The sequence below is a fragment of the Arthrobacter sp. MDT2-34-1 genome (assembly GCF_059091365.1).
Genome location: NZ_JBNHGO010000003.1, coordinates 520,721 through 536,630 on the forward strand (window position 1 = coordinate 520,721; position 15,910 = coordinate 536,630).

At 67.5% G+C, this 15,910-nt stretch carries 16 protein-coding genes and 1 tRNA gene; 9 read left to right on the forward strand and 8 right to left on the reverse strand.

Features of this window, described 5'->3' with window-relative positions; all coding sequences use genetic code 11:
* Positions 1-111: 111 nt before the first annotated feature.
* The 5 genes from AC5RVV_RS15715 to tmk form a co-directional block, all read right to left on the reverse strand.
* Entirely contained in the window at positions 112-828 is a 717-nt protein-coding gene (locus tag AC5RVV_RS15715; protein WP_494002314.1) for a hypothetical protein, read from the reverse strand.
* Positions 829-1,834: 1,006 nt separating this feature from the next.
* Positions 1,835-1,910, reverse strand: a tRNA-Thr gene (locus AC5RVV_RS15720).
* A 90-nt stretch (positions 1,911-2,000) separates the two neighbouring features.
* Entirely contained in the window at positions 2,001-3,554 is a 1,554-nt protein-coding gene (locus AC5RVV_RS15725; RefSeq protein ID WP_494002315.1) for an alpha/beta hydrolase, read from the reverse strand.
* A 41-nt stretch (positions 3,555-3,595) separates the two neighbouring features.
* Positions 3,596-4,735, reverse strand: coding sequence for a DNA polymerase III subunit delta' (locus AC5RVV_RS15730; protein WP_494002316.1), 1,140 nt, complete (start codon positions 4,733-4,735; stop codon positions 3,596-3,598).
* Positions 4,732-5,382, reverse strand: a complete 651-nt coding sequence (gene tmk, locus AC5RVV_RS15735) for a dTMP kinase (protein WP_494002317.1) — start codon at positions 5,380-5,382, stop codon at positions 4,732-4,734. The genes AC5RVV_RS15730 and tmk overlap by 4 nt, the downstream gene beginning before the upstream one ends.
* An 82-nt stretch (positions 5,383-5,464) precedes the next feature.
* Between tmk and AC5RVV_RS15740 the strand changes: the two genes are divergently transcribed.
* Both AC5RVV_RS15740 and AC5RVV_RS15745 read left to right on the forward strand, forming a co-directional pair.
* On the forward strand, positions 5,465-6,631 hold the full coding sequence (locus AC5RVV_RS15740) for a trans-sulfuration enzyme family protein (protein WP_494002318.1): 1,167 nt from the start codon (positions 5,465-5,467) through the stop codon (positions 6,629-6,631).
* Positions 6,632-6,669: 38 nt separating this feature from the next.
* Positions 6,670-6,993: a DUF2516 family protein gene (locus AC5RVV_RS15745; RefSeq protein WP_493976898.1), complete on the forward strand. Its 324-nt coding sequence runs from the start codon at positions 6,670-6,672 to the stop codon at positions 6,991-6,993.
* Positions 6,994-7,005: 12 nt separating this feature from the next.
* On the opposite strand, the gene AC5RVV_RS15750 is transcribed toward AC5RVV_RS15745, so the two are convergent.
* Positions 7,006-7,824, reverse strand: a complete 819-nt coding sequence (locus AC5RVV_RS15750) for a class I SAM-dependent methyltransferase (protein ID WP_494002319.1) — start codon at positions 7,822-7,824, stop codon at positions 7,006-7,008.
* Between the two features lie 159 nt (positions 7,825-7,983).
* Here AC5RVV_RS15750 and AC5RVV_RS15755 point away from each other — a divergent pair, with 159 nt between their 5' ends.
* Entirely contained in the window at positions 7,984-8,742 is a 759-nt protein-coding gene (locus AC5RVV_RS15755) for a phosphoglyceromutase (protein ID WP_494002320.1), read from the forward strand.
* A gap of 83 nt (positions 8,743-8,825) precedes the next feature.
* Here the strand turns inward: AC5RVV_RS15755 and phoU are convergent, their stop codons facing one another.
* Positions 8,826-9,485, reverse strand: coding sequence for a phosphate signaling complex protein PhoU (gene phoU / locus AC5RVV_RS15760; protein WP_494002321.1), 660 nt, complete (start codon positions 9,483-9,485; stop codon positions 8,826-8,828).
* Positions 9,486-9,659: 174 nt separating this feature from the next.
* Between phoU and AC5RVV_RS15765 the strand changes: the two genes are divergently transcribed.
* Together AC5RVV_RS15765 and AC5RVV_RS15770 are read left to right on the forward strand one after the other, a co-directional pair.
* A complete protein-coding gene (locus tag AC5RVV_RS15765) occupies positions 9,660-10,862 on the forward strand; it encodes a sensor histidine kinase (RefSeq protein ID WP_494002322.1) in 1,203 nt (400 codons plus the stop codon).
* A complete protein-coding gene (locus AC5RVV_RS15770; RefSeq protein WP_494002323.1) occupies positions 10,859-11,539 on the forward strand; it encodes a winged helix-turn-helix domain-containing protein in 681 nt (226 codons plus the stop codon). The genes AC5RVV_RS15765 and AC5RVV_RS15770 overlap by 4 nt, the downstream gene beginning before the upstream one ends.
* An 81-nt stretch (positions 11,540-11,620) precedes the next feature.
* On the opposite strand, the gene AC5RVV_RS15775 is transcribed toward AC5RVV_RS15770, so the two are convergent.
* Positions 11,621-12,193, reverse strand: a complete 573-nt coding sequence (locus tag AC5RVV_RS15775; protein WP_494002324.1) for a hypothetical protein — start codon at positions 12,191-12,193, stop codon at positions 11,621-11,623.
* A gap of 256 nt (positions 12,194-12,449) precedes the next feature.
* Here AC5RVV_RS15775 and AC5RVV_RS15780 point away from each other — a divergent pair, with 256 nt between their 5' ends.
* The 4 genes from AC5RVV_RS15780 to cysS all read left to right on the forward strand — a co-directional run bounded on the left by AC5RVV_RS15780 (position 12,450) and on the right by cysS (position 15,803).
* Entirely contained in the window at positions 12,450-12,932 is a 483-nt protein-coding gene (locus AC5RVV_RS15780; RefSeq protein WP_127513280.1) for a CarD family transcriptional regulator, read from the forward strand.
* Positions 12,933-13,022: 90 nt separating this feature from the next.
* Entirely contained in the window at positions 13,023-13,793 is a 771-nt protein-coding gene (gene ispD, locus AC5RVV_RS15785; protein WP_494002325.1) for a 2-C-methyl-D-erythritol 4-phosphate cytidylyltransferase, read from the forward strand.
* 2 nt (positions 13,794-13,795) lie between these two features.
* Positions 13,796-14,296 carry a 2-C-methyl-D-erythritol 2,4-cyclodiphosphate synthase gene (ispF, locus tag AC5RVV_RS15790; protein WP_494002326.1) on the forward strand — a complete coding sequence of 167 codons (501 nt, stop codon included), beginning with the start codon at positions 13,796-13,798 and terminating at the stop codon, positions 14,294-14,296.
* 46 nt (positions 14,297-14,342) lie between these two features.
* Complete coding sequence (gene cysS / locus AC5RVV_RS15795) at positions 14,343-15,803, forward strand: cysteine--tRNA ligase (protein WP_494002327.1); 1,461 nt, start codon at positions 14,343-14,345, stop codon at positions 15,801-15,803.
* Positions 15,804-15,910 lie beyond the last annotated feature (107 nt).

Consider the following 15,910-nt stretch of genomic DNA (forward strand, 5'->3'; position numbering starts at 1 on the left):
GACTGAAAGCTTGCGCCGAACTCCTTGGATCCTTCATAAAACGTGCAGTAGTCCCGGCAGTGTCGAATCGCGACTATAGCTTCGGGTCGCCGCTCCCATGGTCTTGGGAATCTACTTGGGCTGTTCAGGTTCCACTTTCGTGCAGCCTTCAGACGTGCTTCGCCACCGATCTTCCCAAACATCTGTGAACTCCAGTGCCATAAGGTCTGGCATCATGTCCTCTCCCGGACGGGTGGAAAGGTCCAGGTTGAACGTTCCGATTGAAGTACCTCCAGGGACGAGCGCTGGCAGTGGGATCACTTTCGCCCCTTGCCCAGGCGTCGCGTAGGACAGCTTTGGCGTGTCAACCGCCACAACAGGCTTAAAAAGCGGATAGGAAGTCCCGTTCTGCACGACGTATGTGACCTTCCCGATCCATGGGCCCGTGTATGAGTCAAGGTGTTGTTGTTCTTCAACCGAGGGGATAGCCGGATGGTCGCGCTCGCCCGTCCATGCATCACGGTGTGCCTTCCACGGGCCGGGGGCAGGCTTGGCCTCCACAGTCGATGTGATGCCGACTCGTCTCGCCTGAGCGATTCGGCCGTTGGCTTCATCTGCCTGCCGCATCTGGTCGTTATACCGCAAGGTTTTTATGGCGACCGCAAAGCCTGCGATTGTTCCAATAGCCCCAACCCAGCTGGCCCAATTACCCCAAGCGGTCTCAAGCGGCACCAACCGGAAATACCAAGCAGTTCCGAAGAACGTGGCTGCGCCTCCGAGCACAACAAGACCAGTTATGTAGGCGAACGTGGCAGGGGATTGGGGTTTCTTCATGTTCTTCTTCGTCATAGGAGCGGAGCGTGAAGTCCTAGATGTCATTCTTCTACGCCCCGCCGTCGCCGTGGCTATCGGTGCGTCTCGTGGGCAATACAGTCGGTCCAACGATACTTTGGTTTTCATGACGCTGGCCGAAACCGCAAACTTGATCGTAGGCTTGGTCGCTCTGACCGTTGCTGTGACTAGCTTGGCGTACGCTTTGAGAGCTTTCGCCCTGCAGCGCTATTCGACTTCGTCGTCAGGTCTTCACATTCTGCACGTTGAGGGCTCTGAAAAGGTCCTTGAAGAATCGCTCAAGGGTCTGGAGTACCACACTGTTCGCCCGTACCTCGTCTCCCTAATTCTCTCCCGCGGACCCGGGCTGCGGTACGGTGCAACCGGCGCAGTTTGGGGTAAAGGAGACTTCACTGTCGACGCCTCAGGTGCAGGTATGGGGGCCAGGACATCCGGGCATCGAGTTTGAGCTGAAGTGTAAACCCGACGGCACATGGCAGGACGTCTACTGCGGCGTCGTGTGGGAGTCGCCGAATATGTTCAGGAAGGGTTTTACAGACCACGGCTACCGTGTGAAAGTTCCCATCCCTGGAGGTGGGACTCCGGATTTTGTGGCCGAACGTTGGAGCTCAAGGAAGGGGCAATGGCGTTCAATGCGACAAGGTGGGGCAAAGGTCGCAGATCCGCTTAAGGCATCGGCCAAAAGGGCAGCGTCCTTCAGCCGTCAACTAGGGGAGCGTCATCCTAGCTATGACTTGATTGAAGAGATGCGACGCGCTTCTGGAAGAGCCAACGGCGACGACTGAAGTCAGTCGCTTTGCGACGACTCGATTCTCCAGGCACACCTTGTTCCGTAGGTATCCTCAACCCATTCGGCAGCGGGCATTTCTTGTGTCTGTTCCATGAGGCTGGTTGAGGGACACATCCTGGGTTCTACAACCAAGGCCATGACCACCAACCGTTTCGGCAAAACGTGCCATATACGTGCCCCGGGGATGTCTAGAACCCCCAAAGTCCTTGGAAATGGAGCCCCCTGCCAGAATCGAACTGGCGACCTTTTCATTACGAGTGAAACGCTCTACCGACTGAGCTAAGGAGGCGGGGATTGTGACCGTTTTCGGGCCGAATCCACGAAGAACAACTATATGGGAGCCGTGCCGGGCCGGTCAAAACGACCGGCCCGGGACGGCTCAGGAGCAGACGGTGCCCTCGGCCGGCATGGTGCCGTCGGCGAAGTAGCTGTCCACCGCATCGCGGATGCAGGTGTTGCCCCGCCCGTACGCCGTGTGGCCTTCGCCCTCGTAGGTCAGCAGCGTGGCCGACGCCAGGTCTTCGGCCATGGATTCGGCCCACTCGTAGGGGGTGGCCGGGTCGCCGGTGGTGCCGATCACCAGCATCGGCGCGGCCCCCTCGGCGTGAATCGGGGCGCGTTCACCGGTGGGCTCGTACGGCCAGTTCTTGCAGTTCACCCCGCCGTAGGCCAGGTAGCGGCCGAGGGTGGGGGAGGCCTGCTCCAGTTCCTTGGCGTCCTCGCGCATGGCGGCCAAATCGGTCTCCATCGGATAGTCCAGGCAGTTGACCGCCATGAAGGCGAACGTGCCGTTGCTGGTGTAGCGGCCGTCGGGGGCGCGTCCGGCGCTGCTGTCTGCGAACGACAGCACGGTGCTGGGATCGCCCTGGAATGCATGCGTTAGCGCCTGCGTGAGACGCGGCCAGCTGGCGTCGTCGTACAGTGGCACCAGCAGGCCGGAGACAAAGGTGCCGACCGGGACCAGCCGGCCGTCCGACGCGGTGAGCGGGCTCTCCTCGACGGAGCGAATCAGGTCGCGCAGCTGGGCCACGGCGTCGTCCACGCCGCCGCTCATCGGGCAGCCGGCATTCTCCAGGCAAAACTCCGCGTAGGCGTGGATGGTGTCCTCGAAGGCGGCCGCCTGGCCCAGCGTGATCTGCTCGTTGCTCAGCGAGGGATCCAGCGCACCGTCCAGCACCATTCGGCCGGTCCGCTCCGGGAACAGCCCCGCGTAGGTGGCACCCAGGAACGTGCCGTAGGAGAAGCCCAGGTAGTTCAGCTTTTCGTCGCCGACGACGGCCCGGATGATGTCCATGTCCTTGGCGGCGCTGACCGTGTCCACGTGGCCCAGGACCTCGCCGGTCTTCTCCGCGCACTGGGCGGCGAGCTCGGCCGCATCGTCGATCGCCCGCTGGAGGTCCTCGGCCGAGTCGCGGTCGTACTCCTTCTGCCGGGACTCGTCGCGTTCGGCGTCGGTCTGGCAGGTCACCGGCGCCGAGCGTTGCACGCCCCGCGGATCAAAGCCGACCAGGTCGTACTCGCTCCGCAGCTGCTCGGAAAACATCGTCTGGAGGCCGTCGCGCAGCAGGTCGTAGCCGGAGCCGCCGGGCCCGCCCGGATTGACCAGGATTGACCCCTGCGCCGAACCGCCGGCGTCGCTGCGGATGGCGGCGATCTGGATGCTTTCGCCGCCGGGGTCCGCGTAGTCCAGCGGCACGTCGACGTCCGCGCACTCCAATCCGCTCTCGCACGGCTGCCAGTCGACGTCCTGCGTGTAGTACGGCATCAGTTCTTCGGCCACCCCGTTGGTGACCTGCGCCGGGTCCGCGGCCTCGCGCTCCTGTTCCGGGGCGATCACGGAACAGCCGGTGCCCAGCAGGAGGACGACGGCGGCCAGCACCGCTGCTGGGGAACGGCGCGTTGAAGCGGGGTGCCTGGGGCGGGTGCGGGGCATGCGGGCGGCTCCTGGATAGTGCTGCGTGCGGGTCCGGGGACTCAGAGCAGGCTGACGGCCATGGCTTCCATGGCCAGGACGGGGGCAACGTTGGTGCCCAGGCGCTGCCTGGCCTGGGCAATGGCGTCCATCCTGCCCAACGTCTGTTCGGGGGTGGATCGTTCCGCGTAGGCGGTCAGATCCTGGCGCAGGTATTCGTTGACCAGTTCGGTGCCGGTACCCAGCTGGAGGGTGAGCACGTCGCGGAAGAACGTGCTCAGGTCGATCATGACCCGGTCCAGCGAGTCGCTGACACTGCGCTTGGCGCGGCGTTTCTGGTCTTCCTCCAGCCGCTTGAGCTGGCTGCGGATGGCCGGCGGCATGGCGCCCTTCTCGGGTGCCCCGAGCGCGACCAGCAGTGACTCGCGCTCGGCCTCGTTGCGCTGTTCGGAGGCGGCCGCGGCGTCGGCATTGGAGATCTCCACGAGTTCGCCTGCGGCGGTGACGGCGTCGGCCACACCCCGCAGCCGCAGCGGCAGCCGCACAATCGTGTCGCGGCGGTGGCGGGCATCGGCGTCGGTGGCCAGGCGGCGGGCCACGCCGATGTGGCTTTGGGAAACCCGGGCGGCGAAGCCGGCCAGCTCGGGATCCGCGCCGTCCCGGCGGACCAGGAGGGCGGCGACGTCGTCGGGCGGCGGAATGCGCAGGCTGACCGGGCGGCAGCGCGAGCGGATGGTCACCAGCACGTCCGCCGGGCTGGGCGTACACAGGATCCAGATGGTCCGCGGCGGCGGTTCCTCGATGGCCTTGAGCAGCACGTTGGTGGTGCGCTCGGTCATCCGGTCCGCGTCCTCGATGATGATCACGCGCCAGCGCCCCGAGGACGGCTTGTCCTGCGCCTTGCCGACCAGTTCGCGCATCTCCTGAATGGAGAACGTCACGTTCTCGGTGGCCACCAGGGTGGCATCGGCATTGGAACCGGCCAGCACCGTGCGGCAGGCATGGCAGGCCCCGCAGCCGCGTTTGGCCGGATCCGCGTGGTCGCACAACAGCGCCGCGGCGAAGGACTTGGCGGCGTTGCTGCGGCCGGAGCCGGGCGGGCCGGTAAAGAGCCAGGCGTGCGCGGGGCGTTCGGCGGCGGCCGCCCGGCTGAGCTGTTCGATTACCGCGGCCTGGCCGGGCAGGTCGGACCAGACGCTCATGCCAGCAGCTCCCGCACCCGGGCCATGATGGCCCCGGTCAGGTCGTCGCGGTCGGCGGCGGCGTCCAGGACCAGGTACTTCTCCGGGGCTGCGTCGGCCAGTTCCACAAAGGCGTCCCGGATCCGGGAGTGGAAGTCGTCGGCCTCTGACTCCAGCCGGTCCTCGGCGGCATCCCCGGCCGTGCGCCGCTCGCGGCCCTGCTGCGGGGCAACGTCCAGCAGCACGGTCAGGTCGGGCAGCAGCCCGTCCGTGGCCCACAGGTTGAGCTCCCGCACCGCCGCCAGTCCGAGCCCGCGGCCGGCGCCCTGGTACGCCACCGAGGAGTCGATGAACCGGTCGCAGACCACCACCTCGCCGCGCTCCAGCGCCGGCCGAATGACCTGTTCCACGTGGGCGGCCCGGGAGGCGGAGAAGATCAGGGCCTCGGTGCGGGCGTCGATCTCGCCGTGGCCGTGTTCGAGCACCAGCGCGCGCAGCTTTTCCCCCACGGGGGTGCCGCCGGGTTCCCGGGTACGTAGCACCGTCCGGCCCATCCCCTGCAGACGCTGTTCGACGGCGGCGGCCTGGGTTGATTTCCCGGCCCCGTCCCCGCCTTCGAATGCGATAAAGAGGCCGCGTGCGGTGGCGGGCTGGCGGTCGGAACTCACCTGATTAGCCTAGCGGGAATCGCCGGGGCCCGCGGGACGGTCACAGTTAGCGTGTGGATGGCGGTGGTACTAATGTGCTCTCATGACCGACGCCTTCTCCCACGGCCGCCAGGATGCCGGGCAACTCGCCCCGGACACCGTTGTGGTTTCCTCCGGACGGCCGCCCCGCGACCACGACGCACCGGTCAACCCGCCGCTGGTGTTGTCCTCCACGTTCTTCGGCCGGGGCGAAGTGGTGCAGGGGGACCGCGCCTACGGCCGCTACTCCAACCCGACCTGGGATCCGTTCGAAGAAACCCTGGCCGAGTTGGAAGGCGCGTCCCTGCCCGGACTGGTCTTCGCGTCCGGGCTCGCGGCCGTTTCGGCCGCGCTGTCGCTGCTCCCTCCCGGCGGCGTGCTGGTGATGCCGCGGCACAGCTACCAGGGCAGCCTGGCCATTGCCGAGGAGTTGGCCGGGCGCGGGGAACTGGAGTTGCGCACGGTGGACATCGCGGACACCGCCGCCGTCACGGCTCAGTTAGCCGGCGCCGACATGCTCTGGCTGGAAAGCCCGACCAACCCGATGCTCGAGATCGCCGAAGTGGAGGTGCTCGCCCGTGCCGCCCACGCGGCCGGCGCCCTGGTGGTCGCGGACAACACCTTCTCCACACCCTTGGGCCAGCGTCCGCTGGCGGCGGGGGTCGACGTCGTCGTGCATTCGGTGACGAAGTACCTGGCCGGCCATTCGGACGTGGTGCTCGGCGCCCTGGTCACGTCCGACGAGGACCTGCGCTCGAAGCTGCTGGTGCACCGGTCGCTGCGCGGCGCCATCGCCGGACCGTTCGAGACCTGGCTGGCACTGCGCGGCGTGCGGACTCTGGCGCTGCGGGTGGAACGCTCCCAGGCCACTGCCGGCGAACTGGCCCGAAAACTGCAGCAACACCGGGCCGTGGAGGCCGTGCGCTACCCCGGCCTGCCCGAAGATCCGGGGCACGCCCGCGCCGCGGCGCAGATGGACGGCTTCGGCTCCATCATCGCCATTCAGGTCAAGGGCGGGGCAGCGGCCGCGGACAAGGTCATTGACGCGCTCGGGCTGTGGCTGCCGGCGACCTCGCTGGGCGGCGTGGAATCGCTGATCGAGCGGCGCCGCCGCCATGTCAACGAACCCGAGAGCGTTCCGGAGAACCTGCTGCGGCTGTCGGTGGGAATCGAGAACCCCGCCGACCTCTGGGCGGACCTGGACCAGGCACTCGCCGCGGCGGACGTGTGAGGCTGCGGAAACGCACCCCCACCGGTTAGGCTTAAGCCGTGCTACTCGCCTACGACATCCAATACTGGCTCTACACGGTCCTGGGGCTGGTCGCCCTGGTGATCGAGATATGGGCGCTGGCGGATTGCGTGGGCCGCAAGGCCGACTACTTCCAGGCCGCATTCAAGAAGACCAAGGGCTTCTGGGTCGGCGTGCTGGCAGCCTCCACGGCGGTCGGGGCCCTGGCCGCGTTGGGCGCCGGCGGCCTGGGCACGTGGATGATCTTCCAACTGGCCGCCGTTGCCGCTGCCGGCGTGTACCTGGCGGACGTCAAGCCCGCCCTGATCGAGGTCAAGGGCGGCGGGTCCGCCTACCCCTGGTAGGTTCTGCCGAACTCACCCCGCGGGCGCGACGGCGTGCCACGCCACGGTGACTTCCCCCAGCCGCCACCTCGACGGCCCGTCGAGAAGCGGCCACCCGGCGTCGTGCATCCTCTGGCACATAGCCAGCCAGCGCTGCCGGGTTCCGAACGCGGCCAGCGGAGCCGCGTCTGCCCACGCGCGGTCCAGCGCCTGCAGGTAGCAGTGCACCCGCTCGCCGGGAACATTGTGGTGGATCAGCGCCTTGGGCAGCCGCTCGGCCACCTCGGAGGGCCGGCAGAAGGCGCCGAACCGCAGCGAGATGCTCAGCGAGAGCGGCCCTTCCGGCGCCACCGCGATCCAGGTGGCGCGGCGGCCGATCTCATCGCAGGTGCCGTCGATGAACAGCCCGCCCGGCGCCAGCCGTCCCCGCACCGTGTCCCACGCGGCGCCGTACTCGGATTCCGGGTACTGCCGCAGCACGTTAAACGCGCGGACCACTGCTGGCCGTCGGCCTGCCACCGGGATTTCGAAGCCGCCCTGCCGGAAGGTCAGGCCAGGCCGCTCCAACGCCTTGGCCACGGCGACGCGTGCCGGCTCAATTTCGATCCCGATCACCTCAATGTCGAGACGCACCCGGGACAGGCGGTGGTGGAGTTCGACGGCGGTGGTTGGCGCCGCCCCATAGCCCAGGTCGATGACGAGCGGGTCCGCCGACCGGCGGAGGCAGCCGGCGGCCGGACCGGCCAGCCAGCGGTCCGCGCGGCGCAGCCGGTTGGGACTGGTGGTGCCGCGGGTGGCCGTGCCGATGGGGCGGCGGACGGGACGGCTGGCGGCGGCGGTCGTCTGAGGCACGAGAAAAAAGAATAGGGGCACGGCGGGCCCGCACAGGCCGCTACGGGCCGGATGTGCGCAAGGTCACTGGCGGGAATTGCGGGGCTGCCCCCGGGTTTGGCCCCGTAATGTCATGCCGCTGCCGCCGGTGCCGCGCGGTGCTCCGCTAGGATGGCAGCCATGACTTCCACCTCGAAACACACGCTGGTCCTGTTGCGCCACGGGCAGAGCGACTGGAACGAAAAGAACCTGTTCACCGGCTGGGTCGACGTCCCGCTAACCGACCTGGGACGCGAGGAAGCGCACCGCGGCGGCGAGCTGCTGGTCGAGCACAATCTGCTTCCCGACGTCCTGTACACCTCGCGGCTGAAGCGGGCCATTGTCACAGCCAACCTCGCGCTGGAGGCCGCCGACCGCAGCTGGATCGACGTCAAGCGCAGCTGGCGGCTGAACGAGCGCCACTACGGCGCCCTGCAGGGCAAGGACAAGGCGCAGATCCGCAATGAGTTCGGCGAGGAACAGTTCATGGTCTGGCGCCGGTCCTACGACACGCCGCCGCCCGCCCTGGACGACGCCAGCGAATGGTCGCAGGCCAACGACCCCCGCTACGCGGATCTGGGGGACGCCGTGCCGCGGACCGAATGCCTGAAGGATGTGCTGGAGCGCTTCCTGCCGTACTGGGAATCGGACATTTCCGTGGACCTCAAGGCGGGCAAGACGGTGCTCGTGGCCGCGCACGGCAACTCGCTGCGCGCCCTGGTCAAGCACCTGGACGGCATCAGCGACGAAGACATCGCAGGGCTGAACATCCCTACCGGCATCCCGCTGGTGTACGAGCTGGACGAGAACCTGAAGCCCGTCACCGCCGGCGGCACCTACCTGGATGCCGCGGCCGCGGCGGAAGCCATCCAGGCCGTGGCGAACCAGGGCAAGAAGTAGCCACACGCCAAGAAGTTGCCGCACGCTTAAGCAGGAAGGCCGGCTCCCCGCGGGGAGCCGGCCTTCCTGCTTAAGGTCCTGCGTTACACGGACTGGCCGTTGGGGCGCCATTCGCCGGTGACCAGATAGGTCACCTTGCGGGACACGGAGACGCCGTGGTCGGCGAAACGCTCGAAGTAACGGCTCGCCAGCGAGACGTCCACGGTGGTCGGCCCGGAGGAGTTCCAGGCCGGATCGGCAATCGCCTTGAAGACGCCGGCATGCAGCTCATTGATGCGGGAGTTGTACGTGTCGATCTGGGCGGCGAGGTCCAGGTCGCGGGTCTCGAGCAGTTCGGTCAGCTTCTCGGAGATCGCAATGTCCTTCTCGGCGAACTCCCGGAACGTGTCGCGCAGCGATGCGGGGATCACGAGGTCCGGATAACGCAGCCGGACCAGTTGCGCGATGTGCCGGGCGAGGTCGCCCATCCGCTCCAGCGAGGCGCTCATCCGCAGGGCGCCGACAATCATCCGCAGGTCCGAGGCGACCGGACCCTGCAGCGCCAGGATGTCAATGGAACGCTCGTCCAGGTCCGTCTGGAGGAAATCGATCCGGGCGTCGGCGGCAATGACTTCCTGGGCCAAATCGATGTCGGCGGTGTCGAGCGCCGTGGTTGCCTTCTGCATCGCCTCGGTGACCAACCGGGAAATCTCTACCAGCTGCTCTCCGACTTGATGGAGTTCGGCTTGGAAAACCTTGCGCACTGGCGTCCTTTCGCTTGTGTACGTGGAGCATAGGGGTCCTAGCATCCCACTGGCTTCATACCCTCTCAGCCCGCGGTGAACTATTACGCCACCTCAAGTGAACGTTAGTTGAACGGGGAGGCGATTGCTACCGAACGGCCCTGGCACGTGCCCGGCTGCGCCTAAGCTAGAGGCGTGGATCCACTGATATTCGGCTTGCTGGCAGGGCTCGTGGGCTTGGTGCTGGGCAGCTTCGGTGTGCTCGCCTTCGGCCTGAGCGATCGCCAACGGCGGCGCCTGCAGGAAGTGGACGAACCGACGCTGCCGGACGGTGCCGCCGAGGTGCTTTCCGTCGTCGGCCGCGCCTATGTAGTGGTGGACGCGATCGACGGCGTGGTCCGGGCCAGCCCCGCCGCTTATGCCTTCGGTTTGGTCCGCGGGCACACCGTGGTGCATTCCGAGTTGCTCGACCTGACCGCCCGAGTGCGCCGCGACGGCGTGATCGAGGAGCGGCAACTGGAGCTGCCGCGCGGTCCGCTCGGCCAGGGCACCATTGTGGTCCAGGTGCGCGTGGCACCCATCGGCGAGGAGTACATCCTGCTGCTGGCCGATGACCGGACGGAGATAACCCGCACCGAAGCGATGCGCAACGACTTCGTGGCCAACGTGTCCCACGAATTGAAGACCCCGGTCGGAGCCATCTCGCTGCTGGCCGAGGCCATCGACGACGCCGCCGACGACGAGGAAGCGGTGCGCCGCTTCGCCGGCCGCATGCACAAGGAGTCGCGCCGGCTGGGCGCCCTGGTGCAGGACATCATCGAGTTGAGCCGGCTCCAGGGCGCGGACGTGGTGCAGGACGGTACCGAGGTGGACCTGAATGCCGTGGTGGCCGAGGCCGTGGACCGCAACAAGCTGATGGCCGAAAGCCGGCACATCGAACTGTCGGTGGGCGGGAAGATTGACGGGCCGGTCTTCGGCGATGCCGAACTGCTGACCACCGCGTTCCGGAACCTGATCGACAACGCGATCCGCTACGCGCCCGAACGGAGCAAGGTGGGTGTGGGGCTGCGCGTGCGCGAAGGGCTGGCCACTGTCTCGGTGACCGACCAGGGCCCGGGCATCACCCCCGATCAGCAAGACCGCATCTTCGAACGGTTCTACCGGATCGACGATGCCCGCTCGCGGCAAACCGGGGGAACCGGCCTGGGCCTGAGCATTGTCAAACACGTCATCTCCCAGCACGGCGGGGAAGTATCGGTGTGGTCGCAGCCCGGACAGGGCTCCACCTTCACCGTGCGGCTGCCGGAAATGGAGCAGGAAGACGGCGGCACCACAGAATCCGTGGAGCCGCGCACGCAGGGCGCCGGTGTGGCGCATGAACAAGGAGTCGGTGCTTGACCCGCATTCTGGTCGTCGAAGATGAAGAATCGCTGAGCGATCCGTTGAGCTATCTGTTGGGCAAAGAGGGCTTCGAAGTCGAGGTGGTGGATAACGGGTTGGACGCCATCGTTGCGTTCGACCGCTCCGGAGCGGACCTGGTCCTGCTGGACCTGATGCTGCCGGGACAGTCCGGAACCGAGGTGTGCCGGCAGCTGCGGCAACGCTCCGCCGTTCCGGTCATCATGCTCACCGCCAAGGACTCGGAAATCGACAAGGTGGTAGGGCTGGAACTCGGTGCCGACGACTACGTCACCAAGCCCTACTCCTCGCGCGAGCTGGTGGCCCGGGTCCGCGCGGTACTGCGCCGCCAGGCCGAACCGGAAGAACTGGTGCCCAATGCAGTCTCTGCCGGACCGGTGCGGATGGACGTGGAACGCCACGTGGTCAGCGTGGACGGCGAGCCGGTGTCGCTGCCGCTGAAGGAGTTCGAACTGCTGGAGATGCTGCTGCGCAACTCCGGCCGGGTCCTGACGCGCGGGCAGCTGATCGACCGCGTCTGGGGCTCCGACTACGTCGGTGACACCAAAACCCTGGACGTGCACGTCAAGCGGCTGCGCAGCAAGATCGAACCCGATCCGTCTGCGCCCCGCTACCTGGTTACCGTGCGCGGGCTCGGCTACAAGTTCGAACCGTAAACCGAGGGCGTCAGCACGGCAAAAGGCCGGGCAGCTTCCCGAAAGGGAAGCGGCCCGGCCTTTTGTGAAGCGATGGGCGGGTTAGGCGCCGGCCTCTTCGGTGGGCTCGCCGGTCGGCTCTTCCGCGGCGCCGTCTGTCGGTGAGGCGGTCTCGGCAGGCGCCGCGGTTTCCGTGGGCTCGGCCGACGGAACGAAGTCCCGGTACTCCGGCAGCGTGCCGTCGAGCACCGGCACCAGCACGTCGGCGGACTCGTTGTTCACGCGGACGGTGATGTCCACCAGGGCGCCGGGAGCGGCACCCGGGCTGCCGACGATCGTCTCGTTCTCATCCTCTTCGAAGATGACCTTCCCGTCTGCCGGGATGGTGACGGTGGCGGTGCTGCCCGGGCCGGTCAGGGCCATCTGCACGGGAGAATCGGAGGTGTTGAAGGCGGTACCGAGGACACGGGCGGGGGCGTCGGCAGACTCTGCGACGACCAGCAGGTTGCGCAGTCCGATCGAGCCGACGTTGGCCACGATGCCGTCGCTGGCGGAGTAGGACTTGGTGGTGGCCTGTTCGTTGATTGCGCCGCATCCGGTCGATGCGAGCAGGGTGAGCGCGGCGGCGCCTGCTACAAGGGTGCGCTGCACACGGTTCTTCGGCGCAATCTTCACGGCAGAAACTCCTCAGTCAAAGTCAGGGTGCGGTGCTGCAGATCTAGGCAGCTTGCCTCGCCTAGCCTATCGGCAAACCGGTGAAAAGTAGGATTCGACGCCGGTAGGTACCCGCGGGCGAAGCACCAAATCCGCTATCCGTCAAGGGGGCAAAGCGCGGCATTCTAACGCTCGGACGGGCGTAGAGGCCTGCAAACTCGCGGAAGTGGCCAAACCATCCGTGATAAACTGGTGGTCGGGAAAGGGGATACTACAGATGGTATTTGAGGTCGGCGAGACAGTTGTTTACCCTCACCACGGTGCCGCAAAGATCGAAGAGATCAAAATGCGCACCATCAAAGGTGAAGAGAAGATGTATCTCAAGCTCCGGGTTGCCCAGGGCGATCTGACGATTGAAGTACCGGCGGAGAACGTGGATTTGGTCGGCGTCCGCGATGTGGTGGGCAAGGAAGGCCTCGAGCATGTGTTCGATGTGCTCCGTGCCGAGTTCACCGAGGAACCGACCAACTGGTCCCGCCGCTACAAGGCGAACCTGGAAAAGCTGGCCTCCGGCGATGTCATTAAGGTGGCGGAAGTTGTCCGCGACCTGTGGCGCCGGGACCACGACCGCGGCCTTTCCGCGGGCGAGAAGCGGATGCTGGCCAAGGCGCGCCAGATCCTGGTTTCCGAACTCGCCCTCGCGGAGAAGACCGACGAAGACAAGGCAGCAGAGGTCCTCGACGAGGTTCTCGCCTCCTGACCACGCTCCAAGCGGCCGGCATCCAGCACTGGAAGCCGGCCGCTTTTTCGTGGCCAAACCGCCCGGCCGCGGCCCCATTAGGCTAAAGGGGTGAGCACAGCAAGCACGTCCTTGGGCGTGATCATCGTGGCGGCCGGCTCGGGCACCCGCCTCGGCTATGGCCTGCCCAAGGCCCAGGTCCCGCTGGCCGGCGAACCGATCCTCTCCCACGCGCTGCGGGGCGTGCTGGCGGCCGGCATCGCGTCACGGATCTGTGTGGCCGTCCCGGCCGGCGACACCGCCCTGCGGCAGCTCTGCGCGGGCTTCGCCGCGCAGTATCCCGACACCCCGATCTCCGCGGTCGACGGCGGTACCACCCGGGCCGCCTCGGTCGCCGCCGCGCTCCGCGGGCTGGGCGACGGCATGTCCGGGGTCCTGGTGCACGACGCGGCCCGGGCGCTCACCCCGCCCGAGGTCTTCGAACGGGTCGCCGCCGCGCTGGCGGCCGGCGCGCGCGCCGTCGTTCCTGCGGTGCCGGTGGTGGACACCATCAAGGAGGCCGCGCCGAGCACCGGCGCCGGGGCAGAAATCTCACCCGAGAAGGTGGCGGCCACCGTGGACCGCACCCGGCTGCGCGCCGTCCAGACACCGCAGGGGTTCGACGCGGCAACCCTGGCCGTGGCGCACCGGAGCCTGGCCGGCATGGCCCCCGAGGAGGCCGCCGCCATCACCGACGAAGCCCTGTTGCTGGAGCGCCACGGCATCGACGTGATGCTGGTGCCCGGCTCCGCGCGGGCCCTGAAGATCACCACGCCGCTGGATCTGACCGTGGCGGAGGCCCTGCTGGCCGCCGGCCGGCCCCGACCCGTCATGAAAGGCTGACCGTGCCCGACTTCCCGTTTCCCCTCCCGCGTACCGGAATCGGAGTGGACGTCCATGCTTTCGCCCCGGACTCCGACCCCCAGCCGTTGTGGCTGGGCGGCCTGCTGTGGGAGGGGGAGCGAGGCCTGGCCGGCCACTCCGACGGAGACGCCGCCGCCCACGCCGCCGCGGATTCGCTGTTTTCCGCGGCCGGGATCGGAGACCTCGGCACGCACTTCGGCACCGACCGTCCCGAGTACGCCGGCGCCTCGGGGGTCCGGTTGCTGTCAGAAGCGGCGCGGATCGTCCGCGAGGCGGGGTTCGAGATCGGCAATATCGCGGTTCAGTTGGTCTGCAACCGCCCCAAGTTCGGGCCGCGCCGGTCCGAATCCGAGGCGGTGCTCAGTGAGGCCGCCGGTGCGCCGGTCAGCGTTTCGGCGACCACCAGCGACGGGCTGGGATTCACCGGCCGCGGCGAGGGGATCGCGGCGGTGGCCACCGCCGTCGTCGTGAAGCTGCCGTAGCAGGGTGCGTTCGCACCGGCGTGGCGGCCGCGGCTAGGCTAGAGCGGTGAGCCTGAGATTCTATGACACCGCCACCGCGCAAGTCCGCGACTTCGTCCCGCTGGCCCCGGGCAAGGCCGGGCTCTACTACTGCGGGGCCACGGTGCAGGGCGATCCGCACGTCGGCCATATCCGTTCGGCCATCGCCTTCGACCAGCTCACCCGTTGGCTGCGCTACAGCGGGTATGACGTCACGGTAGTGCGCAACGTGACGGACATCGACGACAAGATCCTGGTCAAGTCCGCCGAATCCTTCCGCCCCGGCGCGGCCGAAGACCCGATGGTGCCGGTGCCGAACGAGCCGTGGTGGGCGCTGGCCTACCGCTACGAGCAGGAATTCGCCAAGGCCTACGACATCCTGGGCGTGGAACGGCCCACCTACGAACCGCGCGCCACCGGCCACATTCCGGAGATGCACCGCCTGATCCAGCAGTTGATCGACCGCGGCCACGCCTACCCGGCGCTGGACGATTCCGGTGACGTGTACTTCGATGTGCGCTCGTGGCCGGAATACGGCTCGCTGACGCATCAGCGGATCGAGGACATGCAGGCGGCGCCCGACGCCGGCCCGCGCGGCAAGAAGGATCCGCGCGACTTCGCGCTCTGGAAGGGACACAAGGACGGCGAGCCGGAGACGGCCAGTTGGTCCAGCCCGTGGGGAGCCGGCCGCCCGGGCTGGCACCTGGAGTGCTCGGCCATGGTCACCAAGTACCTGGGCACCGAGTTCGACATCCACGGCGGCGGGCTGGACCTGCGGTTCCCGCACCACGAGAACGAGATGGCCCAGTCCCGGGCGGCCGGGCACGGGTTCGCCAACTTCTGGATGCACAACGGCATGGTCACCTTCGAGGGCGAGAAGATGTCCAAATCGATCGGCAACATCATCACCCCCGCGGAGATGCTTCAGGACGCCAGGCCGCTGGTGGTCCGCTACTACCTGGGCCAGGCCCAGTACCGGTCCGCGCTGGACTACAACCCCGGCTCGCTGGTGGAAGCGGGCGCCGCGGTGGAGCGGATCGAGGGATTCATGCAGCGGGCGCTGAAGTTCCTCTACGGCGAGCAGTTCGGCTTCGTCGTGACCGAACGCGTCCCGGAGGCTTTCGCCGCGGCCATGGACGACGACCTCAACGTGCCGCAGGCGCTGGCAGTGGTCCACGAAACGGTGCGGGCCGGCAACACCGCGCTGGACGCCCGCGACAAGGAAGCGGCCACCCGCGCGCTGCACCAGGTCATGGCGATGACCGACGTGCTGTACATCAACCCGCTGGATCCGCACTGGAGCAGCGGCGGCGCGGACCCCGCGGCCCTTCAGGCCCTGGACGTGCTGGTCAGCGCGCAACTGGAGGAGCGTCGGCTGGCCCGCGAGGCGAAGGACTGGGCCCGCGCCGATGCCATCCGCGACACCCTGGCGGCCGCCGGGATCGTGGTGGAGGATTCGGCCGAGGGCGCCAGCTGGAATCTCGGCTGACGGCAGCCCGCACCGTTGGGCGGTACCCTTTAAAGCAGACGATTCCCGTCGGGCCTGCCGCTCACAGCCGGTGCGCCGCGCGTGGGAACGTATCTTCCCCAACACAA